The organism is Pelagerythrobacter marinus (assembly GCF_009827515.1).
GTDB lineage: Bacteria > Pseudomonadota > Alphaproteobacteria > Sphingomonadales > Sphingomonadaceae > Pelagerythrobacter > Pelagerythrobacter marinus.
The window spans coordinates 407,437-430,993 of record NZ_WTYO01000001.1 but is presented as its reverse complement, the minus strand read 5'-3'; the positions used below and the strand labels follow the sequence as shown (position 1 = coordinate 430,993).

The window sequence follows — 23,557 nt, the reverse complement described above, 5'->3', positions numbered from 1 at the left end:
GATGGCCGCGCCGCTGCGCCTGGGGGTCAATATCGACCACGTCGCCACGATCCGCAACGCGCGCGGGGGCGACCATCCCGATCCCGTGCGCGCGGCGGAAATCGTCGCCCGGGTGGGCGGCGACGGCATCACTGCCCACTTGCGCGAGGATCGCCGCCATATCCGCGACGAGGACCTGGCCCGGATCCAGGCCGCGACCGAGTTGCCGCTGAACCTGGAAATGGCCGCGACCGAGGAAATGCTGGAAATCGCGCTGCGCCACCGCCCGCACGCGGCCTGCATCGTCCCCGAGAAACGCGAGGAGCGCACGACCGAGGGCGGGCTCGACGCCGCGGGCCTGCACAACCAGCTTGCCCCGGTGGTCGCGCGGCTGGCCGACGCCGGCATCCGCGTGAGCCTGTTCATCGAGGCGAACGAACGCCAGCTCGACGCCGCGCTGCGCCTCGGCGCGCCGGTGGTGGAATTCCACACCGGCGAATATGCCCACGCCACCGGCGAGGACCGCGCGCGCGAGCTGAGGCGGATCGCCGACATGGCGGCGCTGGCGGCGAAGAACGGGATCGAGCCCCATGCCGGCCACGGGCTGACATACGACAATGTCCAGCCGATCGCCGCGATCCCCCAGCTGGCGGAGCTGAACATCGGCCATTACCTGGTGGGCGAAGCGGTCTTCGTCGGGCTGGAACAGGCCGTGCGCACGATGCGCGAGCTGATGGACGCGGCGCGATGATGGCGGGTGCGATGCGCCCTCCCTTTCCCCTTCAGGGGAGAGGGTCGGGGAGAGGGGGATGTTCTGTTGTCATGCACCAAGGCACCAGAGCCTTCTTGCCAGTCTTGTTCGCCCCTCTCCCTCCGCGGCTTCGCCGCTCCCCCCTCTCCCCTGAAGGGAAGAGGGCAAGATGATCATCGGCATGGGATCGGACCTGACGAACATGGATCGGATCGCCGCCTCGCTGGAGCGGTGGGGCGAGAAGTTCGAGCGGCGCTGTTTCACCGATGTCGAACGGGCCAAGGCGGCCCGGCGCCCCTATGCCCGCACCGGCACGTTCGCGAAGCGGTGGGCGGCGAAGGAAGCTTTCGCCAAGGCGGTCGGCACCGGGTTCAGCCGCGGCGTGTTCCACAAGGACATCGGCGTCGTGAACGCCCCCTCGGGCGCGCCGACCCTGGCGCTGACCGGCGGCGCTGCCGCGCGGCTTGCGGAAATGACGCCACCCGGCCATGAGGCGTTCATTCATCTTACCCTAACCGACGACCACCCATGGGCCCAGGCCTTCGTCATCATCGAGGCTCGCCCGCTATGAACAGCGCATCATCCACCGTGACCGAGACGAGCGAGAAACCGAAGAAGGACGGGATCGACTGGCTTTCGGAAATCCGGGGGCTGGCGCTGATGCTGCTGGCGGTGCTGGGCTTTCACAGCTTCATCGCCAAGCCGTTCTACATCCCCAGCGAATCGATGCTGCCCAACCTGCTGGTGGGCGACCGGCTGGTGGTCAGCAAGTATCCCTACGGCTGGAGCTGGGCCTCGATCTCGTTCCACCTGATGCCGCGCGGCGACTGGCGGATCTGGCCCGGGACGCCCGAATACGGCGACATCGTGATCCCCGTGCACCCGGTCCGCGACGAGGATTACATCAAGCGCGTGGTCGGCCTGCCGGGCGACACGTTCGAGGTGCGCGGCGGGCAGATCGTGCTCGACGGCACCCCGGTTCCGCAGGAAGTGGAGCCGCCGCTGCGAATCCCGCTCGACGCCAACATGCAGTGCGATTTCGGGACCGATCCGCGCACCGGGCTGCCGCTCGACTACACCGCCGTGCTGGCCGACGGGACGCGAGTGTGCGAACCGCCGACCCTGCGCGAGACGATGCCCAACGGCGCGACCTACCTGGTGATCGACCACAAGCGCCAGGAACTCGACGATTTCGGGCCGATCGTGATCCCCGACGGGCACGTCATGGTGATGGGCGACAACCGCGACCATTCCTCCGACAGCCGGGCCTACGACCCGAGCGGCCTGATGGGTCCGGTGCCGCTGGAAAACATCGGCGGCCGGGCGGAATTCATCACCTTCTCGCTCGACGGCACGACCGGCTTCAACCCGCTTTCCTGGTTCACGTCCTTGCGCGGCGACCGCGCCTGGAGCACACTGCGTCCCGCAATCGCCGACAGGGGCCCCGAGAGTGAGCGAAACTGACGAAGCGCACGGCGCGCCGCCGGAACGAATGGGCAGGAGCCCGGCTCACATCAGAAACCCCGAATTGCGGTTCGAGGCGATGCGCGCGCTCGTCTGGGCCGCGGTGGCGGGGCTGTTCGTCCTCGCCGTCTATATCTCGCAATCGCTGCTGGTGATCTTCGGCGCGATGGTCTTCGCGACCATGATCGACGGCGGCACGCGGCTGCTCGGCCGCTATCTCGCGATCGCGCGGGGCTGGCGCGTGGCGATCGTGATCGTGGCGATGATCGCCTTCTTCGTGTGGCTCGGCTATTTCGCCGGCTCGCAGATCTCGCAGCAGGCGGCGGAATTCCCGGCCATTGTCGGCGAACAGATCGGCCGCCTGCTCGGCCTGCTGCGCGAACAGGGGTTCGCGATCCAGCAGGACGACGTGCAGGATGTCGCCGCCAGCCTCGTCAGCGGGGTCGGCACGGTGACCCGCGCGATCGGCGGCATCTTCGGCGGCTTCGCGACGATCCTGCTGATCCTGATCATCGGCATCTACATCGCGATCGACCCCAACCTCTACGAACGCGGGGTCGCCTGGATGGTCCCGGCACACCAGCGCAAGGTCTTCCACGAAACGCTGGAGACGATGTCCTTCACCCTGCGCCGCCTGCTCGCCGGGCGCCTGGTGGGCATGTTCGCGGAAGGGATCTTCACCTGGGCCCTGCTCGCCTATGGCGGGCAGATCATCGGGATCGGGCCGGTGCCGATGGCCGCGCTGCTGGGGCTGCTGACCGGCCTGCTGGCCTTCATCCCCAACATCGGCGCGCTGATTTCCGGGGCGCTGATGGTGCTGGTCGGCTTTTCCGGCGGCACCGACATGGGGCTCTACACGATCTTCGTCTACCTGCTGGTGCAGAACTTCGACGGCTACGTGCTGATTCCGATGATCGCCAAGAAGACCGTCGATCTCGCGCCCGCGCTGGTCCTGGGCGCGCAGCTGATCTTCGGCGTCATGTTCGGCATTCTCGGCCTTGCGCTGGCGGACCCGCTGCTGGCCATGATCAAGGTCGGGCTCGAACGCCGCGCGGCGCGCCTGGACAACGAAACATCTGCCGAGGCGGAGGACTGATGGCCCGCAAGTTCCTCTATTTCATCGCCATACTGATCGTTCTGGCGATCGCGGCGATGTTCGCGCTGCGGTTCTTCTGGGACGACCTGGCCGAGGTCGCCTATGTCCCCAGCACCGCGTTCGTCGAACAGGCCCCGCTGGAAACCAACGCCTACCAGGACCCGGCCATGTGGCTCTCGCGCCCGGGCATCGGGCTGGACGACGCCGCCCGCTGGCAGCCGGCCAAGCAGGGCGAAGGCCGGCAGCTGCCCGCCGGGGGGGACGAGGCGCCGGGCGATTTCGCGGTCTTCTTCGTCCACCCGACCAGCTATCTCGACCGGTCGCGCTGGAACGCGCCGCTCGACGACGCGGAATCGCAGCGGATCGCCCGCATCTACGTGCGCGGCATGGCCAGCCCGTTCAACCGCGCGAGCGAGATCTGGGCCCCGCGCTATCGCCAGGCGACCTTCGGCGCTTTCCTGACCGATTCGGAAGAGGCGCGCCAGGCGCTCGACGCCGCCTATGCCGACGTGAAGCAGGCGTTCGCGTTCTTCCTCGCCAGCGTCGACGCGGACACGCCGATCGTTCTCGCCGGGCACAGCCAGGGCACGCTCCACCTGCTGCGCCTGCTGCGCGAGGAACTGGCCGACAGCCCGGTGAAGGGGCGCGTCGCCGCAATCTACGCGGTCGGCTGGCCGATCTCGGTCGAACACGACCTGCCCGCGCTCGGTTTCCCCGCCTGCGCCACGCCCGCGCAGGCCGGGTGCCTGATGAGCTGGTCTTCCTTCGCCGAGCCGGCCGACCCGAGCCGCGTGATCGAGGCCTATAGCCAGTCCCCCGGGTTCGACGGCACCCCGCGCGGCGACAGCGAGATCCTGTGCACCAACCCGCTGACCGGCGGGATCGGCGGCGACGCGCCGGCGGAAGCGAACCTGGGCACGCTGATCCCGGAAGCCGACTATTCCAGCGGGATGCTGGTGCCCGGCGCGGTCCCGGCGCGCTGCGGCGAACGGGGCCTGCTGCTGATCGGCGATCCGCCCGAAGTGGGCAGCGCGGTCCTGCCGGGCAACAACTACCACGTCTACGACATCCCGCTGTTCTGGGAAAACGTGAAGCAGGACGTCAGCCGGCGCGTCGCGGCATGGTCGAGCCGGCCCTGATCACCGAAAGCAGCCACGCCTTCGCGGCCGCCCTGCCGGCGGGCGGGCCGCTGATGGCGCTGGACCTGGGCACCAAGACGATCGGCACGGCCACCTGCGACGCCGGGTGGCAGTTCGCGACCGCGGGCAAGACGTTGCCGCGCGGCAAGTTCGGGCGCGACCTCCAGGCCCTGGCCGTGCTCGCCCGCGAGCGCGCGATCCGGGGCGTCGTGATCGGCCTGCCGCGCAACATGGACGGGACCGAAGGGCCGCGCGCCCAGTCGAGCCGCGCCTATGCCCGCAACCTGGCCGAAGGGCTGCGCCTGCCCGTGCTGCTGTGGGACGAACGCTGGTCCACCGCGAGCGCGGAGCGCGACATGATCGGCCAGGACATGAGCCGCCGCAAGCGCGCCGAACGCATCGACAGCCACGCCGCCGCGATCATCCTGCAAGGGGCGATCGACGCGCTGACGGGCGGCGCGTTCTAGCCTGCCGCAACGGCCGCGCGCCGGCGCGCCGCCTCCGCCCGCACCAGCCGGCTGCCCGCGCCTTCCGCCTCGCGCCAGACGCGCTCGGCCCCCTCGGCCGATCCGGCCGATGCGGCGCGCGCCGCGAAACTGGCCAGCCGCAGGCGATCGCTCGGGTGGCCGTGCCCGATCCACCGGGCCAGCTCGACCGCCTCCCCGCTGCCCAGCCCGACCGCGAGGTGCAGGAAGGCCTCGCTCGCGCCCGGGTTCAGCACGCGGCCGATCCGGTCCTCCTCCAGGTCGAAGGCGTACTGGTCGAACCAGGCCGCGGCGGGATCGGCGGCAACCACGTTGAGCGAGACCGACAGGCTCGCCGGCGGCAACTGGCGGTGGACGTCGCGGTGCGCGCGGTAGTGGAGCAGCCGGCCGGGCGACAGCGCGCTGCGTTCGACGAACCGCAGCCCGGCCCGTTCCCCGCGCCAGCCGGCGAGCGCGGCATGATCGTATTCGTAGTAGTCGCTGCGATAGCCGGGGCCGAAATAGCCGACCGTGAGAAAATCGAAATTGTGATCGTGCGGCAGGTCGTAGACGAAGCTGTGCCGGCCGCTGGTGCGGCAGGCATGGTCGCCGGCCGCGGGCCAGATGTTGGCGCGCAGGAAATGCCCCGCCTGCGTGCCGGACAGCATGATCGCCTGGGGGCCGTAGCCGGCCGCCCCCGCGTCCTCGTCGCCGCGCGTCGAAAGCCGTTCCACCAGCAGGTCGCCGAGGAAATCGCGGTTGCAGCCGAGCCGCGCGAGCCACCCGGCCGCGTGGTGCAGGCTGGCTTCGTCGCGCGGGTCGAAACCGCGCGCGCACAGCGCGTCGCGCGCTTCCTCCAGCGAACAGGGCGCGCCGGCCGGGGCGGTCAGCGCGCGGGGCACCGATCCCCTCCCCCCTCGCCCTCCGCCGCGGCCAGGGCCGGGTGGCGGGCAAGCAGGTCGTCGCGCAGCGCCGCCGCCGGGCCGGCCAGCGGGTCGGCCGGGTCGCGGGCGGTCCGGGCGAGCGCGGCGAACCCGGCGCCGCTGTCGAGCGCCAGGCATTCGCGCAGCGCCTGCCAGCGCGCGCTGTCGCTGCCGCTGCGCGCGGCATCGAGCATCAGCGGCAGCGCGTCCGCGCGCCCCATCCTGCCCAGCAGGGCCAGCGCCAGCTCGCGCCGGCTCTCGCGCGCCGTGCCTGCCGCCCGGTGGAGCAGGGCCCCGTCGGACAGGCGATATTCGCGGCTTTCGCCGGGCACGCGCGCCACCCGCGTTAGCCGCAGCAGGACCACGCTGCGCTGCACCCGGCGCACGATCTTGGTCGCCCGCGCGCCCGCGAAATCCATCCGCGTCCCGGGCGCGAGCGCGACGTCGGCAAGCGCCAGCCCGGCCCCGCCCCGCGTGGGCGCGGCGAGCGTCACCCGCTGCGCCCGGCCGCGTCCGGCAAGGCATATCTCGTGCCGCTGCGAATCGGTGAAGCACACGCTGCGCGGGGCGAGCCGGGTCGCGGCGGGATCGTAACCGATCAGCGACAGCGTGGCCCGGCCGGCGCGCGCCAGCTGGAGCAGGGCCACCCCCTCGCCTGCCTGGTGCCGGAACGGAAGCTGCGCCAGCGGGTGGCGACGCAGCACACCCGCCACCCGCGCGAGCAGCGGATCGACGAATGCATTCGCCGCCTCGCGCGCCTCGACCAGGGCGGCGAGCGCCGGATAGCGCGCGAGTGCCCCGCCTTCGCCATAGGCTGCCAGCTCGGCGCAGGCCGCCGCGACTGCCGGCTCGCGCCGCCACGCGGCAAGGGCCCGCTCGATCGCCGCCTGCGCCGGCTGCCCGGCCGCCGGATCGCCGCGCAGGGCCGCGATCGCCGGATCGATCCGCATGTCCGCGCCGGTCAGACGAGAACGTCGGGCAGGTTCCGGGTCGTTTCGTAGAGGTAGATCATGATGATGACCGCGCGGTCGTCCGTCGCCGCGTTCGCCGCGTCGGACAGGCTGCCGAACATGCCGGCCGCGGTGTCGAGCACCGGGAGCGATTCCAGGTCGATTTTCGGAAAGTCCATTGTCTCGCGAGTCCCCCTCGTTCCTGTTTTCGCGGCGTCCTTTCGTCGCGTCGGGCCGTTTTCATGCTGCCGTCGGCGCGCCCCGTCCGGCCCGCCTGCCCCGCCTAGCGAAGGCCGGCGATTCGAAGCGTGAGGAGATTGCAATGTTCGGGCAGCGCCCTAGAGCGTGGGGCATGGCCGACGACCTGCCACCGTTCGATCCCGCCACCGCGGCCCCGTTCATGCTCGGGCGCGGCCATCCCGGCTGGCTGGGCCTGCGCTATGTCGCCCACGGCGCGGACTGGGTCGAGCTGGCCCTGCCCTGGCGCGAGGACCTGCTGGGGGAAACCGGCAGTGGCGTGCTCGCCACCGGGCCGATCGTCAGCCTGATGGACATGGCCTCGGGCATGGCGATCTGGACCGCTACGGGGGAATTCCGCGCGATCGCCACGCTCGACCTGCGTGTCGACTACATGCGCCCCGCGCGCGAGGGCGCGGCGGTCAACGGGCGCGCCGAATGCTACCGCGTGACCCGCTCCGCCGCGTTCGTGCGCGGCGTCGCGCACGATGGCGACGCGGGCGACCCGGTGGCGCACGTGGCCGGCGTGTTCATGTCCATTCCGTGGAGGAAACGGTGAGCCGCGACCCCGACATCACCGCGCTGGAGCGCGACCTGCCCGCCTATGCCCGGTCGCTGGGCATCGTGATCGCGGCGATGGAAGACGGCAGCCCGGTGCTGGCAATCCCGTTCGGCGAGATCGTGGAGGGGCGGCCGACCGTGTTCCACGGCGGGGCGACCAGCGGCCTGCTGGAAAACGCCGGCTATGCCGCCTTGCGCGCCGAGCTGGCCCGCGCGGGGCGCGAACACCGGCTGAAACCGATCAACGTCACCGTCCAGTTCCTCAGCGCCGCGAAGAGCAAGCCGACCTATGCCCGCGGCCGCGTGCTGCGGCTGGGGCGGCGCAACGCGAATATCGAGGTCGAGGCCTGGCAGGACGATCGCACGCGCCCGGTGGCGACGGCGGTGATGAACGTGCTGATGGGCGGCACCGGGCCGGACGCCGCCGGCTAGCGCGCCCGCGCCGTCAGGCAGCGACGGTGCCGGCGCGCCGCGGCGGTTCGTGGAACAGGCTCAGCTTTTCGCTCACCAGCCGGTTCCGGCCACCGTTCTTCGCCTCGTAGAGCAGGCGGTCGGTCGCCGAATAGAGATCGGAAAAGGCGATCCCCGTCAGCCCGCGGGGCAGCTCCATCAGGCCCATGCTGGCGGTGACGATGCCGTGCAGGCCCGGCACGTCGGCCGCGATCCGCCGCGGGATCGCCTGACGCCGCGATTCCGCCCGCTCGCGGGCATGGGCGCCGCGCAGCAGCAGGACGAATTCCTCGCCCCCCATTCGCACCGCGAGGCAATCGTCGTCGGGGGCGAGCGCGCGCGCCGTGGCGCAGAGCGCGGCATCGCCCAGCGCGTGGCCGTGGCGGTCGTTCACCCGCTTGAAGTGATCGAGGTCGAGCACCGCCATCGCGCAGAAGCCGTCGGCCACCAGCTCGCTGAAGCGCGATTCGATCGCGCGCCTGTTCATCAGCCCGGTCAGGTCGTCGCGCTGGGCCAGGCGGCTGTAGTTCTGCGCCCGTTTCTGCGCGCTGTCGCGCTCGTCGCGCATCTGCACGGTCGTGCGCTCGTAAGCGATCGAGAGCGCGAAGACCCCGCTGGCGGACGTGTGAATCACCGCGACCACGAGGTGCGAGGGCAAGGTCCCGTCGAGCGGAAGGTAGGTCGTGAAGCTGTCGAGGAAGGCGAGCCCCTCGATCACGCGCGACACGAACGAGGCGGCCATGATCGCATAGGCGGCGGCAAGGCCGTAGCTGGAGAGCGAGCCCGGCTCGCGCGCGCGCCAGAACTGCCCGGCGATGACCCCGGCCTGGGTGGCGAGGATCAGGTTGATCGCGGCGAAGACCGTCCCCGCGCCGAGCGACAGCGGGGGCGCGAACAGCAGCGCCGCGAAGGAGGCCGGCGCCCAGACCGCGATCCAGGTCGTCGGGCTGGCGCTGAACAGGCGCGCGGCGCGCCAGCGCAGGCCGAAGCCCAGGACCAGCAGGGCATTGGGCAGGACCGCCCAGTCGGGCGCGATCCGCGGGACGAAGATATAGAGCACCAGCGCGGACGCGAGCACGAGGTTGGCGGCGATCCACGCCGGCCAGCATGCCTCCCCCCGGCGCCGCGCCCAGGCGGCGAGGAAGCCGAACGCCATGACCAGCATGACGATCGCGTTGACCCAGAATAGCGTGTTTACGTCCAACCGACCTTCACGCGCCCCCGCGGCGCACGCCCCCCGTCCCCTGCATGGTTCGGCCAGCTAGCGCGATAATCCTAAGAAATGCCCAACCGCGCGCTTGCGGGCCATCAGCAGACTTCGGCGGTGTTGCGGGGGATCGGCCCGGGGGGCACGCGCGCCGGGTGGCGGTGGAACGGGTCCCCGGCCAGGCGGTGGCGATCGCCATAGGCCCGCCGCAGCACCGCCGCCAGCCGCGGATCGTAGGCCTCCAGGTCGCCGTGGTTCAGGATGCGGCGCCCGTCGAACACCGCCAGGCGGTTGGAATCGAACCAGAACTGCGTCCCTTCGGCCCAGTATTCCTGCACCGTCGTGCTGGCATATTCGTCCTTCCACAACCCCTCGCGCAGGGCCGCGGCATAGGCGCTCTCCACCTCGCGGTAGAGCGCGGGGTCGGCGATACGCACGGCATCGAGCACGTTGTGGGCGAATTCGTGGACCAGGATCGTCTCGCCGTAGTACCGGCTGGTCTGCCGGCCGAGGATATCCTCTTCCGCGGCGACCGCGTGCCGCCCGCCGATCCCGCGCACCCGCGCGTTCCAGTAGGCGCGGTCGCTCAACCGCCCGATGCGCGCCTCGTAATGCTTGCGCTCGCACCGGGTCAGGCGCGGGTCGTCGCGCGAGGGGCGGGTCCAGTGGGCGTTTTCCGGCAGGTCGGTGATCGCCTCCTCCCGGGCCAGGATCGCGAGGCGATAGCCTTCCCGCGCCAGCACGGCGTGCAAGTCGGGGCGATGGGCGAGCATGTCCTCGACGATCCGCGCGGCCCGTTCCAGCGTCGCGGGCGCGACCTTGCGCGAAGCGACGATCGCGATCCCGCCCGCATCGACGTAGCGGGCATAGAACGGATCGAGCCCGAGGTGCGCGGGCGGCCCCGCCTCCCCGCCCGCACATGCGGCGAGCAGCGACGCCGCCAGCGCGCAGGCACCCGCCCGGGCGAGGAAAGGCCGCGTCATCCCGGCCGGCCCCTAGTCCAGCCCGAACAGGCGCCGCGCGTTGCCGTACCGGATCTTCGCGGCGTCCTCCTCCGCCAGGTCGAGCGCACCGAGCGCCGCCAGCGTGCGGCCGAGCGAGAACTGCGGAAAATCGGACCCGAGCAGGAGACGGTCGATCCCGACATTGCGCATGGTCCAGACGAATTCCTCCTCCAGCGGGGAATCGGCTGCCAGCAGGACCGTGGCCGAGATGTCGAAATAGATGTTGTCGGCGAACAGCCCGTCCGCCGTCCGCGCGAGGGCGAGGATGTTCCAGGCCCGGAAGTCGAGCCCGCCCATGTGCGCGAAGACGAAGCGCGTGCCCGGATGGGCGAGCGCGAGGTTGAACAGGTGCACCGTGTCGTTCGGCACGATCCCGGCGTTGTCGACCAGGACCACCAGCCCGCGCGCGCCCGCGCGTTCGACGAGCGCCCCGACGCGCGGATCGGCAAGGTCGAAACCTTGGGTATGGGGGTGGATTTTCAGGATCTTGAAGCCGAGGGCTGCCACGCGGTCGAGCTCGGCCAGCGCGGCCTCGCCGTCATGGGGGTGGACGGTCGCGATCGGCACCATGCGCGGATTGGCCGCGGCGAGGCGCGCCAGCGCGTCGTGCGCCGTGCGCGCGCCCTCGATATCGCCGGCGCGCGCCTGGTTCGGCCCGCCGAACCACATCGCCCCGAAGCCGGCGGCCTCGACCCCGTCCCGCGCGTTCTGCGCGCGGTATTCGGCCAGCGAGGATGCCCCGTCGTGCAGGTGGACGTGGACGTCGAACACGTCCTCGCGCGCGAGGGCCGGCGCGGCGCCGAGCGAGAGCGCGATCGCGGCGGGGAGAAGCCATTTCGACATCGTCGCCCCGCCGCCGTGGGCCATCCTAGTAGACCCGCTTCTTCGGCTTGATGTAAGCGACATCGTCGGTCAGCGTGTATTCGTGCACCGGGCGATAGTCGATCCTGACCTCGCCGCTGCCCGACCCGCGGGCCCCGCCGCCCCAGCCGTCGAACCAGGCGACCGTGTGCTTCATCCACTCGGCGTCGTTGCGATCGGGGAAATCCTCGTGCGCGTGGGCGCCGCGGCTTTCCTTGCGATTTTCGGCCGAGGCGATGGTGACATTGGCCTGGGCCATCAGGTTGTCGAGCTCGAGCGTTTCGACGAGGTCGCTGTTCCAGATCAGCGAACGGTCGGAAACGTGGATATCCTCCATCCGCCGGTTCACCTGCTTAAGCAGCTCGACCCCTTCGGACAGCAGCTTGCTGTCGCGGAAGACGGCCGCGTGCTTCTGCATGTTCTTCTGCATTTCCGACCGGATCTGCGCGGTCGGCGAGCCGCCGCCGGCGTGGCGGAAATGGTCGAGCCGGGTGAGCGCGAGGTCCGCGCTGTCGGCCGGCAGCTCGTCGTGGCTGGTGCCCGGCTTGATCAGTTCTTTCAGCCGGTGCCCGGTCGCGCGGCCGAAGACCACGAGGTCGATCAGCGAGTTCGAGCCGAGGCGGTTCGCCCCGTGGACCGAGACGCAGGCCGCCTCGCCCACCGCGAACAGGCCCGGGACCACGGTTTCCGGATCGCCGTCCGGCCCGATGGTCACGACTTCGCCGTGATAGTTACACGGAATGCCGCCCATGTTGTAATGCACGGTCGGCGTGACCGGCAGCGGCTGGCGCGTCAGGTCGACCCCGGCGAAGATCTTGCCGCTTTCGGTAATGCCGGGCAGCCGCTCCGCCAGGACCTTGGGATCGATGTGGTCGAGGTGGAGGAAGATATGGTCCTTCTCCGGCCCGACGCCGCGCCCTTCGCGCATTTCCAGCGCCATCGAGCGCGACACGACGTCGCGGCTGGCAAGGTCCTTCGCACTCGGGGCGTAGCGTTCCATGAAACGCTCGCCTTCCGAGTTCGTCAGGTAGCCGCCCTCGCCCCGCGCGCCTTCGGTAATGAGTACGCCCGCACCGTAGATGCCGGTGGGGTGGAACTGGACGAATTCCATGTCCTGCAGCGGCAGCCCCGCGCGCAGGACCATGCCGCCGCCGTCGCCGGTGCAGGTATGCGCGCTGGTCGCGGTGTAATAGCACCGGCCATAGCCGCCGGTCGCCAGCACGACCGCCTTGGCGCGGAAGCGGTGGATCGTCCCGTCGTCGAGGCACATCGCGATCACGCCGCGGCACTGCGGCACGCCGCTGGAATCGTTTTCCATGATCAGGTCGAGCGCGAAATACTCGATGAAGAAGTCCGCGTCGTACTTCAGGCTCTGCTGGTAGAGCGCGTGTAGCATCGCGTGGCCGGTGCGGTCGGCGGCCGCGCAGGTGCGCTGGACCGGCGGGCCTTCGCCCATGTTCTGCATGTGGCCGCCGAACGGGCGCTGGTAGATCGTGCCGTTCTCGTTCCGGCTGAAGGGAACGCCGGCATGTTCGAGCTCGTAAACCGCCTGCGGCGCCTCGCGCACCATGTACTCGATCGCGTCCTGGTCGCCGAGCCAGTCGGACCCCTTGACGGTATCGTACATGTGCCACGACCAGTGATCGGGCGTGTTGTTGCCCAGGCTGGCGGCGATCCCGCCTTGCGCGGCGACGGTGTGGCTGCGGGTGGGGAAGACCTTGGTGATGCAGGCCGTCTTCAGGCCCGCTTCGGCCGCGCCCATCGTGGCGCGCAGGCCCGATCCACCCGCGCCCACGACGACCACGTCGTAAGTATGGTCGACGATCGCGTAGGCCGGGCCGGTCTTGCCGTTGCTGGCGGTCTGGGGGGCGGGATTGGCCATCAGGCGGTCCCTCCCAGCGCGAGGCGGGCGACGCAGAACAGGCCGAAGCCGGCCCCGGCCACGGCCGCGAGGTTGAGCGCGGCGATCGCCGCGAACTTGTTGCCCGGGGTGTGGACGTAATCCTCGATCATCACCTGCAGGCCCAGCCGCGCGTGCCAGAACGTGCTGACGATCAGCAGCGCCATCGCGGTTGCCGGCACCGGCGCGGCGAGATAGCTGCTGACCGTGGCGTGGGTCAGGTCGGGGAGCAGCAGGATCGAGCCCGCCAGCCACAGCACCAGCACGAGGTTGCCGATCGCGGTGAAGCGCTGCAGCAGCCAGTGATGCACCCCCTCGTGCGCGGAGCCGAGCCCGCGCACGCGCCCGATCGAGGTTCCGTTACCCATCGTTCAATTCCTCAGAGAAGCAGAAGTGCGGCCCAGAACGCCGCCGTCAGCACGATGCCGATGATCGGCGAGGCAGTGGACCAGGCCTTGTTGGTGTCGATTTCGTATCCCGCGCCGATGTCGAGCACGAAGTGGCGCAGGCCCGAGGTCATGTGGTTGAAGAAGGCCCACGACAGGCCGACCAGCACGACGTAGCCGAACCACGAGGTGGCAACGGCGGTGAAAGTCGCATAGGCCGCCGGCCCGCTCGCCAGCGCCCCCAGCCACCACAGCAGGACGCCGAGGCCGACCAGGGCCATCCCGTCGCCGGTGACGCGATGGAGGATCGAGGTCAGCATGTGCGGGCCCCACTTCCAGATGCTCAGGTGGGGGGAAAGCGGTCTGTCGGCCATGGCGTTTGTCCGGTTGTCCTTGGAATTGCGTCCTCCCTTAGCGCAATGACGATGCGAGACAAGGCGGGCGGCTATCTCTTTTGTTCGTCCCGCCCAATATTCGGGCATGGCGCAAAGCGCCGGCGCGCGGCGCGGGGATGACGGATCGATGGCGATAATCTACGGGACACGGATGCCCAATATCCTCGTCACCGGCTCCAGCCGCGGCATCGGCGCCGCAATCCGCGAACTCCTCGAAACGCGCAACGTCCGTGTGATCGGCCACGGCAGTGCCAATCATGACGAACAGACCATTGGTGCCGATCTCTCTCAGCCCTCCGCGCCGCAGATGCTGTGGGAAGAGGCGCTGTCGCGCGCGGGCGGCGAAATCGACGTGCTGATCAACAACGCCGGGTTGTTCGCCGCCAACCCGATCGACGGATCGGATATCGAGTGGCTCGACGCGTGGGAAGACACCTTGCGGATCAACCTGACCGCGGCCGCGCAGCTGGCGCGTTTCGCGGTCCGCCACTGGCTGGAACGCGGCGTGCCGGGGCGGATCGTCCACGTCGCCAGCCGCGCCGGCCATCGCGGCGATTCGCCGGCGCACTGGCACTATGCCGCAGCCAAGGGCGGGATGCTGGCGCTGCATAAGACGATCGCGCGCGCCTATGCCGGCCGCGGCATCCTCAGCTTCGGCATCGCGCCCGGTTTCACCGACACCTCGATGGCGGGCGACTACCTGGAAAGCCGGGGCGGGCCCGGCCTCCTTGCCGATATCCCGCTGGGCCGCGTAGCGGAGCCGGAGGAGATCGCCCGGATCGCGGTCTTCTGCGCGCTCGACGCCCCCGAAAGCATGACCGGCGCGACGCTCGACGCCAACGGGGCCAGCCATGTCCGATAGCTGGAAGCTGACGGCTTTCGCCGGCAAGGCGGCGGTCCGGGATGCGCTGGCCGCGCAGGAAGAGGCCGCCGACTGGGACCACGAGATCGTGATTGCCGGCTTCGAAGTGGCCGACGACCGGCCCGACGACTGGCGGCTCGACGCCTATTTCCCGCGCGAACCCGACGCGGCGGACCGGGCGGCGATCGCGGCGCTTTTCAACGGCAAGGCCCCGCGCATGACGGTGGAAAAGCTGCCCGAAACCGACTGGGTGACCGAAAGCCAGCGCGGGCTGGACCCGATCCGCGCGGGGCGGTTCCATGTCCACACCCCCGACCATGCGCCCAGCCGCGCGCCGGGCGTGGTCAACTTCGCGATCCCCGCCAGCCAGGCCTTCGGCACCGGCCAGCACGAAACGACGGCCGGCTGCCTTGCCATGCTCGATGCGATGAAACGGCGCGGGACGGCCGTGCGCAACTGCGCCGACATCGGCACCGGCACCGGCCTGCTCGCCTTCGCCGCGCTCGCCCTCTGGCCCCGCGCGCTCGCCACCGCGAGCGACATCGACCCGGCCTGCGTCGGCGTGGTCGAGCATAATGCCGCGGCCAATGGCATCGCGCTCGGCGGCGGTGCGGGCGCGCTGGCGATGACGGTGGCCGACGGGATGGACGGCGCCCTGCTGCGCGCGCGGGCGCCCTACGACCTGCTGATCGCCAATATCCTGGCCGGGCCGCTGGTCGCGCTCGCACCCGATTTCGCGCGCGCCATGGTGCCCGGGGGCAACCTGCTGCTGGCCGGCCTGCTGCAGGGACAGGAAGATGCCGTGCGCCGCGCCTGTCGCCGGGCCGGCTTCCGCCTGGCCGCGCGCATGGTCAACGGCGACTGGTCGATCCTGTGGCTGCGCAAGCGCCCGCAATCCTGAAGCGGGCCGCGCGCCGGGCGGGCCGCGCGCTCGCCTGGCTCGCCCTGGCCGCCGGGCTGTTCATGGCGGCGGCCTGGATCGGCTCGTCGATCCCGCGCAACGGCGACTGGCGCGAACCGGGCCGCGGGATCGCGATCATGGTCGAAACCAACGGCGTCCACACGGCGATCGTCATGCCGCTGGTCAACGCGCAGAAGGACTGGCGGGCCGAGTTTCCCGCGGCCGACCTGCCCCCCGGCGCGGCGGACCGGCCCTATACCCACGTCTCGGTCAGCTGGGGGGAGCGGGAAGTGTTCCTCCACACCCCGACCTGGGCCGACCTGTCGCCGGGAACTGCACTCGGCGCGGTAGTTGGCGGCGACGGCCTGCTCCACGTCGCGCACTATGTCCGCCCCGCGCCGGACGGGAATGCCCGCGTCCTGCACCTGCGCCCCGCGGAATACGCCCGCCTGGTGCGCCGGATCGAAAGCCAGGTCCTGCCGCCCGCCCGCCGCGCGGTCCATCGCGGCTACACCGACCGCGACGTGTTCTACGATGCGCCGGGCACCTATCACCTCGGCAATACCTGCAACCAGTGGACCAGCGACACCCTCGCCGCCGCCGGGGTCCGCACCGGCTGGTGGACGCCCTTCGCCGGCGGGGTGATGAAGTGGGTGGACTGAGCCGCCCTACCCCGCCTCCGCGACGATCTGCGCCCACTGGGCCTCGTCGATCACCTCGACCCCCAGTTCGGCCGCCTTCTTCAGCTTACTGCCCGCGCCGGGGCCTGCGACCAGCAGGTCGGTCTTCGCGCTGACCGTGCCGGCGGCCTTGGCGCCGAGCCGCTCGGCCTGGGCCTTGGCTTCGTCGCGGCTCATCGTCTCCAGCTTGCCGGTGAAGACCACCGTCTTGCCCGAGACGGAGCTTTCCTTCGTCTCGACCTCGTAGCGCGGGGGATCGAGTTCGCGCAGCAGGTCGTCGAACACCGCGCGGTTGTGCTTCTCGTGGAAGAAATCGGCCAGCGCGAAGCCGACGGCGGTTCCGATCCCGTCGGCGCGGACTTCGAGGATGTCCTTGATCGCCTCGACCATGCGCGCGTTGAACTTGCCTTCGGACTCGTCCTCGCCGCGCGGGTTTTCCTCGCGGTAGGCGTGGATCTGCGCCGCCTTGTCCGGCAGGCGGGCGATCTCGCCCAGCCCCTTCATCAGGTCGCGCGCGGTGACCGCGCCGACGTGGCGGATGCCGAGGCCGAACAGCAGCCGCGCCGCGTCGGGCGCGCGCTTGGCCTCGATGCTCGCCAGCAGGTTCTCGACCGACTTGTCCTTCCACCCTTCCAGCGCCAGGATCGCCTCGCGCCGGTCCTTCAGGCGGAAGATATCGGCCGGACTTTCGAGCCAGCCGAGCGCGAAGAACTGGTCGATCGTCTTCTCGCCCAGCCCCTCGATATCGAGCGCGCCGCGGCTGACGAAGTGCTTGAGCCGCTCGGTCCGCTGCGCCGGGCAGACGAGGCCGCCGGTGCAGCGGACATCGACTTCGCCCTCTTCCGCCACGGCCTCGCTGCCGCATTCGGGGCAGTGGCCGGGGAAGCGATAGGGATCGCGCTCCGCATCACGGGTCAGGTTTTCGACCACCTGGGGGATCACGTCGCCGGCACGCTGGACCTTGATCCGGTCGCCCGGTCGCACGCCGAGGCGCGCGATTTCATCGCGGTTGTGCAGCGTGACATTGGTCACCGTCACCCCGCCGACCAGGACCGGCGCGAGGCGGCCCACCGGCGTCAGCTTGCCGGTGCGCCCGACCTGGATGTCGATCGCCTCCAGCGTGGTTTCGGCTTGTTCGGCCGGGAACTTGTGTGCGAGCGCCCAGCGCGGCGCCTTGGCGACGAAGCCGAGCCGTTCCTGCCAGTCGAGCCGGTCCACCTTGTAGACGACGCCGTCGATCTCGTAGCCGAGCGCGCCGCGCCCCTCACCGATCGCGCGGTAATGGGCAAGCATCGCCTCCAGCGTCTCGCACCGGACGAGGTCGGGGCTGATCGGCAGGCCCCATTCGCCGATCCGCTGCATCACGGCGAACTGCGTCTCGCCCGGCACCGCGCTGGCCGCGCCCCAGCCATGGGCCCAGAACCGCAGCGGGCGGCTGGCGGTGACGCTGGCGTCCTTCTGCCGCAGCGAGCCCGCCGCCGCGTTGCGCGGGTTGGCGAACTGGCGCACTTTGGCGGGATCGAAAGCCTCCCCCTTCGCCTCGGCCGCGCTGCGCGCTTCCTCCATCAGGCGGGCGTTGAGCGCCACGAAGGCCTCGCGCTCCATGTAGACTTCGCCGCGCACCTCGAACACCTCGGGCACGTCGCCGGCCAGTTCGGCCGGAATGTCGGGGATATGGGCGACGTTTGCGGTCACGTCCTCGCCCACCTGCCCGTCGCCGCGCGTCGCCGCGCGCACGAGGACGCCGTTCTCGTAGCGCAGCGAGCACGAAAGCCCGTCGATCTTGTCCTCGGCGGTGAAGGCAACCGGCTCGTCCTCGCCCAGTGCCAGGAAGCGCCGCACGCGGGCGACGAAATCGGCCACTTCCTCGTCGGCGAAGGCATTGTCGAGGCTCATCATCCGAACCTCGTGCGTGACCTTGGACAGCGGCGAGGCGGCAACCGCGTGGCCGACCGCGCGCGACGGCGAATCGGAGCGGACGAGATGGGGAAACTGCGCCTCCAGCTCCGCATTGCGGCGCACGAGCGCGTCGTATTCCTGGTCGGTGATCTCGGGCGCGTCCTCGGCGTGGTAGAGCCGGTCGTGCCGCGCGATCTGCTTCGCCAGCCGCATCAGCTCGTTGGCGGCCTCGGCTTCGGAAAGGCTGTCGTTCCGCGTCATGCCGGGGCGTCGATCACCGGCGTGAACTCCGCCCGGGTACCGAACCCGGCGATCAGTGGGCGCCCCCGGTCGATCGCGGCGGCGACCTGCGGCAGGTCCAGCGAAGCGGCGTGCGCCTGCCTGTCGGCCCAGAGCTCGACCACCCACAGCGCATCGGGGTTGGCCGTGTCCTCACCCACGAGATAGACGAAATTGCCCGGCATGCGGGCCCTGCTCTCGGTCAGGATCGCAGCGAGCGCGGCACGCTGGCCGGGCTGCGCGATGATCTGCCCGATCAGGCCGTAGTGCGGATGTTCCTCTTCCATGATCTTCCCCAGGGCCGCCACTTGCCGGGGCGGCAGTATCGCAGCCGCGAAAGCCACCAATGCCGCCAGGTTCTGCCGCCGATCCATCATTTCGCGCGCCCGGCCGCTTGACCCAGCAGCACCTCCAGCATCGCCGGCTCGTTGGCGCGATAGGCCTCGGCGCCCGGGGTCAGGATATCGAAATGGCTGGCCTGCGGATTCTCGCGGATCTGCAGCCGCGTGCCGCCGGCGCGGATCGCGGCCTGGACCGCGGGCGGCGCGGCGGGCAGCACGGCCTGGACGAACAATAGATCCTCCAGCGCGAGCGGCCCCGCGCCAAGCGCGCCATAGCGATCCGGGTGCGCCGCCGGGTCCCCGCCGATGAACGGATCGACCGCGGAAAATTCGCACAAGGCGTCGAAGGCCGCCCGCTCCGCCCCGACATCGGCCGGGCCGTCGAGCACGATCGCCGCGCGCACCGCCAGCGGCTCGCGCGGGCCGAGCGGGCCGCCTGTCCCCTGCCGCGCGGCCAGCCACTGCGCCGGCAGCGCGCCGGCCGAGTGGCCGACGAGCGTGATCCGCGCGGGATCGACCGGGTGATCGGCGACCACGCGGTCCACCAGTTCGCCCGCCGCGGCCCAGTCGGCAAACGAACCGGGCCAGCCGCCGCCGTCGCCCACTTCGCGGTAATCGACGTTGAGCGTGGCAATGCCGAGGTCCTGCCACCGGGTCGCGAGCGGCGCCATGTAGGCCTGGTTGGCGATCCCCGCCTTCCAGCAGCCGCCGTGGAAGATCACCGCCAGCGGAAACGGCCCCTCCCCTTCCGGCAGGCGCAGCTCGGCAAAGCCGCGCGGGTGGTCGGCATAGCGCAACACGGCGTCGGGCCGCGAAGGCGCAAGATGCGCGTCGGCGCCGAACCGGTCGCCGCTCGCCACGGGAACGGACGCGCCGGGCGCGCCGCCGGGGGCCGGCTGGCACCCTGCCGCCATCAGCAATGCACCTGCGAGAACGGCATACTTCACACCCCCTCCAGCAGGCGGTCGGCCTGGGCGCGGGCTTCGGGGGTGACTTCGGCGCCGGACAGCATCCGGGCGATCTCCTCCTGCCGCTCTTCTTCGTCGAGCAGGCGGACGGAGGTTTTCGTGACCGTGCCCTCGCTCGACTTGGCGATCAGGTAATGCGTGCGCCCGCGCGCGGCGACTTGCGGGCTGTGGGTGACGGCCAGCAACTGCCCGTCGCCCGCCAGCCGGGCCAGCCGTTCGCCGATCGCGCTGGCGACCGCGCCGCCGACGCCGCGATCGATCTCGTCGAAGATCACCGTCGCCGCCCCGCCCTGTTCGGCCAGTGCGACCTTGAGCGCGAGGATGAAGCGCGACAGTTCGCCCCCGCTGGCAATCTTGGCCAGCGGCGCGAAGTCGGCACCGGGATTGGTCGCGATCAGGAATTCCACGCTGTCGCTGCCGTGCGGCCCCCAGCGTTCTTCCGCCAGCGGCTCGACCGCGGTGCGAAAGCGCGCGGCATCCAGCTTCAGCGGCGCGAGTTCGCCCGCCACCGCCGCGTCCAGCCGGGCCGCGGCCTCCACGCGCCTGTCGTGCAGGGCCCGGGCCCGCTCGACATAGAGCCGGCCGGCCTCCTTCGCGGCTTCCTCCAGCGCGTCCAGTTCCGCCTCGCCCCCTTCGATCTTGTCCAGCGCGGCGCGGAACTCGCGCATCTTCGCGGGCAGTTCGTCGACTTCGCAACGGTGCTTGCGCGCCAGCGCGCGCAGGTCGAACAGGCGCGTTTCGGCCGCCTCCAGCGCGGCCGGATCGTGGACCAGCGCCTCGGCCGCTTCCTCCAGCTTCGCCTCGGCCTCCCCCGCCTCGATCACCGCGCGGTCGAGCGCGGCCAGCGCCTCGCCGAGCAGCGGGTGTTCAGGCGCGATCCGGTCGAGCCGGCGCGCCGCCACCCGCAGCGCCGCGAGCGGCGATTCGGAGCCGTCCCACAAGTGGCGCAGTTCCTCCAGGTCGCCCGACAGGCGTTCGCCCTTCTGCATCGCCGCGCGGGCTTCGGCGAGACGCGCCTCTTCCCCCGCCTGCGGCTCCAGCGCGGTCAGTTCGGCGAGATGGGCGAGCAGCAGGTCCTGGTCCTCGCGGGCCCGGGCGATCGCGTCGCGCGCGGCCTGGAGGCGGTCCTCCGCCGCGCGCCAGGCGTCCCAGGCGGCGGCCAGCGCGGCCGTGTCCGCCCCGGCGTAGCGATCGAGCAGGGCGCGGTGGCCGCGCGGGTTCACCAGCCCGCGATCGTCGTGCTGGCCGTGCAGTTCGACCAGCGCGGGCGCGATCCGGCGCAACAGGGCGACGCTGGCCGGCTGGTCGTTGACGAAGGCCTTGCTGCCCCCGTCCGCCCGCACCTGGCGGCGGATCATCAGCGGTTCGCCCGGTTCGGGCACGATGTCCGCCTCGTCCAGCGCCTCGGCCACGGGCGCGGGGAGCCGGGCAAATTCGAAACTGGCGGTCACGCTCGCGCGGTCGGCGCCGGCGCGCACCAGCATGGTTTCCGCCCGGTTGCCCAGGACCAGGCCGAGCGCGTCGAGCAGGATCGACTTGCCCGCCCCCGTCTCGCCCGTCAGCACGCCGAGGCCGCGCCCGAAATCGAGATCGAGCGCCTCGATCAGCACGACGTTGCGGATGGAAAGGCGGGTCAGCATGTCTGACCCGATTCCCTAGCCGGAATGGGGGGGCGCGTCACCAATCCGGGTGCCGCTTGCGAACAGTTGCGCGATCAGGAGGCGCGAACGTTCGCCGCGTGGTCCTGCACCAGCTCGAACGCCTTTTCGTACCACTCGCTGCCCGGGTAGTTCGTGCCCAGGACCGCGGCGTACTTCACCGCCTCTTCCGGAATGCCCAGCGCCAGGCTGGTCTCGGTCAGGCGATAGAGCGCCTCGGGTGTGTGGCTGGTCGTCTGGTAGTTCTCGACCACGTTCTGGAACCGGATCTGCGCCGCCAGCCACTTGCCGCTGCGTTCGTAGAAACGGCCGATCTCCATCTCCTTGCCCGCGAGGTGATCGTTGACCAGGTCGAGCTTGAGCCGCGCGTCGGAAGCATAGGCGGTCTGCGGGAACCGGCGAACGACCTCGTTCAGCGCGGTGCGCGCCTGTTCGGTGATCGCCTGGTCGCGGTGGACGTCGCTGATCTGCTCGTAATAGCTGAGCGCGATCAGGTAATAGGCGTAAGGCGCGTCCTTGTTGCCCGGGTGGATCGAGAGGAAGCGCTGCGCGCTCTGGATCGCCTTGTTGTAATCGCGCGCGACGTAATAGCTGAAGCTGCTCATCAGCTGGGCGCGGCGGGCCCAGGGCGAATAGGGGTGCTGGCGTTCCACCTCGTCGAACAGGGCGGCGGCGAACTTGGCATTGCCGGCATCGAGCCGCCGCTTCGCCTCGGCATAGAGCGTCTCGACATCGCGCGCGACATAGGCCGTGTCCTGCGGGCCGGACGTGCGCCCCGCGCAGCCGGCGGTGAGAAGGGCGGCCGCCGAGGCGGTAACGGCGAGTGCGAGCTTGAGCGGCGAGCGCGGGCGAGTGATCATGGACCGGGCCTATAACCTCGCCCTCGCTGAACGCCAAGTGAAGTTGGCGCAGGCCGCCGGCATCGCGCCCGCCCCGGTCGCGCGAGGCCGCCGCCCCAGGCGCTCATGCGGTCAGGCGGTCAGGCGGTCAGGCCGGGGTCATGCCCTCGGGCGCGTCCCACAGCAGGTGGCGGTTTTCCAGCATGACGAGGTTGTTGGCGCGGATGACCTCACCCTTCGTGCGATAGCCGAGCAGCTGCTCTTCCGGGGTATCGGGATTGAAGGTCATCACCCGGATCTCCTCCGAGGTGAAGTCGCTCAGCCCGCGGGCCCGTTCGACCCCCTCGCTGTCGTAGAGATGCAGCACGTCGCCGCGGGTGAAATCGCCGTCCATCGCCAGGATGTCCTCGCGCCGGATCGAGCGCTTTTCCGTCACCAGCTCGTCGGCCAGTTCCTTCGATATCTCGATGCTGCCGGCCATCTGCAGGCGGTTGGCGATCCAGCTGTCCTTGCCCGACAGCGGGTTCGGGTGCGGCAGGCACTTGGTGCAGCGCCGTTCGCCGCTGAGCACGGCGGACAGCGGACGCTCGTGCTCGCCATTGGCGATATAGGTCGTGCAGCCCGCTTCCTGCGCCATGTTGGCGGCCTTGAGCTTGGTCGTCATGCCGCCGGTGCCGAGCGTGCTCTTGCCGGTCGTCGCCTCCATGTATTCGCCGACGTCGCCGACTTCCTCCACCAGCTTTGCCTCGGGGTCGTCGGGATTGCGATCATAGAGCCCTTCCACGCACGTGAGGATCACGAAGTCCTTGGCCCCGACCATCTGCGCCACCTTGGCGGCCAGGCGGTCGTTGTCGCCGACGCGGATTTCCTCGGTCGTGATCGAATCGTTCTCGTTCACGATCGGGACCACCCCGGCTTCGAGCAGGCGGTGGACGGTATTGCGGGTGTTGAGGAACCGCCGGTGATCCTCGAAATCGCCCAGCGTCAGCAGGACCTGCGCGATCTCGAAACCGTATTCATGGCCGACCTGCTTGTAAGCGTTGAGCAGCAGCGGCATCCCGCAGGCGGCGGCGGCCTGCTTGTCGCTGACCCCGGCGGTTTCCGGCGTTTCGCCGACCGTCTTCAGGCCCAGCGCGACCGCGCCGGAGGAACAGAGGATGACGTTGTATCCCTCGCTGCGCAGCTGCGCCACGTCTTCCAGCAGCCGCTGGATGAAGCTGAAGCGGGGGGTGAGCAGGTCGGAATTGGCGAGGAGAGCGGAACCAATCTTGACGACGATGCTTCGATTCTCGGCCACGACAAAAATCCATTTCTTGCAATTTGCGCGTCGCTATCTAGGTAGGATTTGTGCAACGCACAACCG

At 70.5% G+C, this 23,557-nt stretch carries 26 protein-coding genes; 11 read left to right on the top strand and 15 right to left on the bottom strand.

The window, feature by feature from the left end; translation table 11 throughout:
• Position 1 precedes the first annotated feature (1 nt).
• The 6 genes from GRI72_RS01965 (at position 2) to ruvX (ending at position 4,896) form a co-directional block, all read left to right on the top strand.
• Positions 2-730, top strand: a complete 729-nt coding sequence (locus GRI72_RS01965) for a pyridoxine 5'-phosphate synthase (protein WP_160732235.1) — start codon at positions 2-4, stop codon at positions 728-730.
• 169 nt (positions 731-899) lie between these two features.
• Complete coding sequence (gene acpS, locus GRI72_RS01960; RefSeq protein WP_160732234.1) at positions 900-1,301, top strand: holo-ACP synthase; 402 nt, start codon at positions 900-902, stop codon at positions 1,299-1,301.
• Entirely contained in the window at positions 1,298-2,194 is an 897-nt protein-coding gene (gene lepB, locus GRI72_RS01955) for a signal peptidase I (protein ID WP_160732233.1), read from the top strand. The genes acpS and lepB overlap by 4 nt, the downstream gene beginning before the upstream one ends.
• A complete protein-coding gene (locus GRI72_RS01950; RefSeq protein WP_337191111.1) occupies positions 2,181-3,290 on the top strand; it encodes an AI-2E family transporter in 1,110 nt (369 codons plus the stop codon). Before lepB ends, GRI72_RS01950 begins: the two co-directional genes overlap by 14 nt.
• Complete coding sequence (locus GRI72_RS01945; protein ID WP_160732232.1) at positions 3,290-4,429, top strand: DUF3089 domain-containing protein; 1,140 nt, start codon at positions 3,290-3,292, stop codon at positions 4,427-4,429. Before GRI72_RS01950 ends, GRI72_RS01945 begins: the two co-directional genes overlap by 1 nt.
• A complete protein-coding gene (gene ruvX / locus GRI72_RS01940; RefSeq protein ID WP_160732231.1) occupies positions 4,411-4,896 on the top strand; it encodes a Holliday junction resolvase RuvX in 486 nt (161 codons plus the stop codon). Before GRI72_RS01945 ends, ruvX begins: the two co-directional genes overlap by 19 nt.
• Here the strand turns inward: ruvX and GRI72_RS01935 are convergent.
• The 3 genes from GRI72_RS01935 to GRI72_RS14525 are packed head-to-tail and all read right to left on the bottom strand — an operon-like array spanning position 4,893 to position 6,945.
• Positions 4,893-5,795: a transposase gene (locus GRI72_RS01935; RefSeq protein ID WP_160732230.1), complete on the bottom strand. Its 903-nt coding sequence runs from the start codon at positions 5,793-5,795 to the stop codon at positions 4,893-4,895. The genes ruvX and GRI72_RS01935 overlap by 4 nt on opposite strands.
• The gene (locus tag GRI72_RS01930) at positions 5,780-6,766 is read right to left on the bottom strand and encodes a hypothetical protein (protein WP_160732229.1); all 987 of its coding nucleotides are present in this window, start codon (positions 6,764-6,766) and stop codon (positions 5,780-5,782) included. The genes GRI72_RS01935 and GRI72_RS01930 overlap by 16 nt, the downstream gene beginning before the upstream one ends.
• An 11-nt stretch (positions 6,767-6,777) precedes the next feature.
• On the bottom strand, positions 6,778-6,945 hold the full coding sequence (locus GRI72_RS14525; protein WP_202388879.1) for a hypothetical protein: 168 nt from the start codon (positions 6,943-6,945) through the stop codon (positions 6,778-6,780).
• A gap of 173 nt (positions 6,946-7,118) precedes the next feature.
• On the opposite strand from GRI72_RS14525, the gene GRI72_RS01925 reads away from it, so the two are divergent.
• Entirely contained in the window at positions 7,119-7,562 is a 444-nt protein-coding gene (locus GRI72_RS01925) for a PaaI family thioesterase (RefSeq protein ID WP_160732228.1), read from the top strand.
• Positions 7,559-7,996: a PaaI family thioesterase gene (locus tag GRI72_RS01920; protein ID WP_337191110.1), complete on the top strand. Its 438-nt coding sequence runs from the start codon at positions 7,559-7,561 to the stop codon at positions 7,994-7,996. The genes GRI72_RS01925 and GRI72_RS01920 overlap by 4 nt, the downstream gene beginning before the upstream one ends.
• Before the next feature lie 13 nt (positions 7,997-8,009).
• On the opposite strand, the gene GRI72_RS01915 is transcribed toward GRI72_RS01920, so the two are convergent.
• The 6 genes from GRI72_RS01915 to sdhC form a co-directional block, all read right to left on the bottom strand.
• Entirely contained in the window at positions 8,010-9,218 is a 1,209-nt protein-coding gene (locus GRI72_RS01915) for a GGDEF domain-containing protein (protein WP_160732227.1), read from the bottom strand.
• A gap of 104 nt (positions 9,219-9,322) precedes the next feature.
• Positions 9,323-10,204 carry a glycoside hydrolase gene (locus GRI72_RS01910; RefSeq protein WP_237486683.1) on the bottom strand — a complete coding sequence of 294 codons (882 nt, stop codon included), beginning with the start codon at positions 10,202-10,204 and terminating at the stop codon, positions 9,323-9,325.
• A 12-nt stretch (positions 10,205-10,216) separates the two neighbouring features.
• Complete coding sequence (locus GRI72_RS01905) at positions 10,217-11,068, bottom strand: amidohydrolase family protein (RefSeq protein WP_160732226.1); 852 nt, start codon at positions 11,066-11,068, stop codon at positions 10,217-10,219.
• Positions 11,069-11,093: 25 nt separating this feature from the next.
• Entirely contained in the window at positions 11,094-12,968 is a 1,875-nt protein-coding gene (gene sdhA / locus GRI72_RS01900; RefSeq protein ID WP_160732225.1) for a succinate dehydrogenase flavoprotein subunit, read from the bottom strand.
• Positions 12,968-13,354, bottom strand: coding sequence for a succinate dehydrogenase, hydrophobic membrane anchor protein (gene sdhD / locus GRI72_RS01895; protein WP_160732224.1), 387 nt, complete (start codon positions 13,352-13,354; stop codon positions 12,968-12,970). Before sdhD ends, sdhA begins: the two co-directional genes overlap by 1 nt.
• Positions 13,355-13,365: 11 nt before the next feature.
• The gene (gene sdhC / locus GRI72_RS01890) at positions 13,366-13,746 is read right to left on the bottom strand and encodes a succinate dehydrogenase, cytochrome b556 subunit (protein WP_160732223.1); all 381 of its coding nucleotides are present in this window, start codon (positions 13,744-13,746) and stop codon (positions 13,366-13,368) included.
• A gap of 172 nt (positions 13,747-13,918) precedes the next feature.
• Here sdhC and GRI72_RS01885 point away from each other — a divergent pair, with 172 nt between their 5' ends.
• From GRI72_RS01885 to GRI72_RS01875, 3 genes are read left to right on the top strand one after another with little or no spacing between them, the layout of a single operon-like run.
• Positions 13,919-14,629: an SDR family NAD(P)-dependent oxidoreductase gene (locus GRI72_RS01885; protein ID WP_160732611.1), complete on the top strand. Its 711-nt coding sequence runs from the start codon at positions 13,919-13,921 to the stop codon at positions 14,627-14,629.
• A complete protein-coding gene (locus GRI72_RS01880; protein WP_160732222.1) occupies positions 14,619-15,530 on the top strand; it encodes a 50S ribosomal protein L11 methyltransferase in 912 nt (303 codons plus the stop codon). Before GRI72_RS01885 ends, GRI72_RS01880 begins: the two co-directional genes overlap by 11 nt.
• Positions 15,503-16,192: a DUF2459 domain-containing protein gene (locus GRI72_RS01875; RefSeq protein WP_337191109.1), complete on the top strand. Its 690-nt coding sequence runs from the start codon at positions 15,503-15,505 to the stop codon at positions 16,190-16,192. Before GRI72_RS01880 ends, GRI72_RS01875 begins: the two co-directional genes overlap by 28 nt.
• 6 nt (positions 16,193-16,198) lie before the next feature.
• Here GRI72_RS01875 and ligA read toward each other — a convergent pair whose 3' ends face one another.
• From ligA to proB, 6 genes are all read right to left on the bottom strand, one after another.
• Positions 16,199-18,370: an NAD-dependent DNA ligase LigA gene (gene ligA / locus GRI72_RS01870; RefSeq protein ID WP_160732221.1), complete on the bottom strand. Its 2,172-nt coding sequence runs from the start codon at positions 18,368-18,370 to the stop codon at positions 16,199-16,201.
• A complete protein-coding gene (locus tag GRI72_RS01865) occupies positions 18,367-18,696 on the bottom strand; it encodes a putative quinol monooxygenase (protein ID WP_337191108.1) in 330 nt (109 codons plus the stop codon). The genes ligA and GRI72_RS01865 overlap by 4 nt, the downstream gene beginning before the upstream one ends.
• Before the next feature lie 65 nt (positions 18,697-18,761).
• On the bottom strand, positions 18,762-19,676 hold the full coding sequence (locus tag GRI72_RS01860; protein WP_160732220.1) for an alpha/beta hydrolase fold domain-containing protein: 915 nt from the start codon (positions 19,674-19,676) through the stop codon (positions 18,762-18,764).
• Entirely contained in the window at positions 19,673-21,337 is a 1,665-nt protein-coding gene (recN, locus tag GRI72_RS01855) for a DNA repair protein RecN (protein ID WP_160732219.1), read from the bottom strand. Before recN ends, GRI72_RS01860 begins: the two co-directional genes overlap by 4 nt.
• 74 nt (positions 21,338-21,411) lie before the next feature.
• A complete protein-coding gene (locus GRI72_RS01850) occupies positions 21,412-22,215 on the bottom strand; it encodes an outer membrane protein assembly factor BamD (protein WP_160732218.1) in 804 nt (267 codons plus the stop codon).
• A gap of 127 nt (positions 22,216-22,342) precedes the next feature.
• The gene (proB, locus tag GRI72_RS01845; protein ID WP_160732217.1) at positions 22,343-23,491 is read right to left on the bottom strand and encodes a glutamate 5-kinase; all 1,149 of its coding nucleotides are present in this window, start codon (positions 23,489-23,491) and stop codon (positions 22,343-22,345) included.
• Positions 23,492-23,557: the final 66 nt, after the last annotated feature.

Excerpts from the sequence above, each read along its gene's own strand:
- GRI72_RS01965 (WP_160732235.1), top strand. The coding sequence starts at position 2 with ATGGCCGCGCCGCTGCGCCTGGGGGTCAATATCGACCACGTCGCCACG.
- acpS (WP_160732234.1), top strand. The coding sequence starts at position 900 with ATGATCATCGGCATGGGATCGGACCTGACGAACATGGATCGGATCGCC.
- lepB (WP_160732233.1), top strand. The coding sequence starts at position 1,298 with ATGAACAGCGCATCATCCACCGTGACCGAGACGAGCGAGAAACCGAAG.
- GRI72_RS01945 (WP_160732232.1), top strand. The coding sequence starts at position 3,290 with ATGGCCCGCAAGTTCCTCTATTTCATCGCCATACTGATCGTTCTGGCG.
- ruvX (WP_160732231.1), top strand. The coding sequence starts at position 4,411 with ATGGTCGAGCCGGCCCTGATCACCGAAAGCAGCCACGCCTTCGCGGCC.
- GRI72_RS01930 (WP_160732229.1), bottom strand. The coding sequence starts at position 6,766 with ATGCGGATCGATCCGGCGATCGCGGCCCTGCGCGGCGATCCGGCGGCC.
- GRI72_RS14525 (WP_202388879.1), bottom strand. The coding sequence starts at position 6,945 with ATGGACTTTCCGAAAATCGACCTGGAATCGCTCCCGGTGCTCGACACC.
- GRI72_RS01925 (WP_160732228.1), top strand. The coding sequence starts at position 7,119 with ATGGCCGACGACCTGCCACCGTTCGATCCCGCCACCGCGGCCCCGTTC.
- GRI72_RS01910 (WP_237486683.1), bottom strand. The coding sequence starts at position 10,204 with ATGACGCGGCCTTTCCTCGCCCGGGCGGGTGCCTGCGCGCTGGCGGCG.
- GRI72_RS01905 (WP_160732226.1), bottom strand. The coding sequence starts at position 11,068 with ATGTCGAAATGGCTTCTCCCCGCCGCGATCGCGCTCTCGCTCGGCGCC.
- sdhA (WP_160732225.1), bottom strand. The coding sequence starts at position 12,968 with ATGGCCAATCCCGCCCCCCAGACCGCCAGCAACGGCAAGACCGGCCCG.
- sdhD (WP_160732224.1), bottom strand. The coding sequence starts at position 13,354 with ATGGGTAACGGAACCTCGATCGGGCGCGTGCGCGGGCTCGGCTCCGCG.
- sdhC (WP_160732223.1), bottom strand. The coding sequence starts at position 13,746 with ATGGCCGACAGACCGCTTTCCCCCCACCTGAGCATCTGGAAGTGGGGC.
- GRI72_RS01885 (WP_160732611.1), top strand. The coding sequence starts at position 13,919 with ATGCCCAATATCCTCGTCACCGGCTCCAGCCGCGGCATCGGCGCCGCA.
- GRI72_RS01880 (WP_160732222.1), top strand. The coding sequence starts at position 14,619 with ATGTCCGATAGCTGGAAGCTGACGGCTTTCGCCGGCAAGGCGGCGGTC.
- ligA (WP_160732221.1), bottom strand. The coding sequence starts at position 18,370 with ATGACGCGGAACGACAGCCTTTCCGAAGCCGAGGCCGCCAACGAGCTG.
- recN (WP_160732219.1), bottom strand. The coding sequence starts at position 21,337 with ATGCTGACCCGCCTTTCCATCCGCAACGTCGTGCTGATCGAGGCGCTC.
- GRI72_RS01850 (WP_160732218.1), bottom strand. The coding sequence starts at position 22,215 with ATGATCACTCGCCCGCGCTCGCCGCTCAAGCTCGCACTCGCCGTTACC.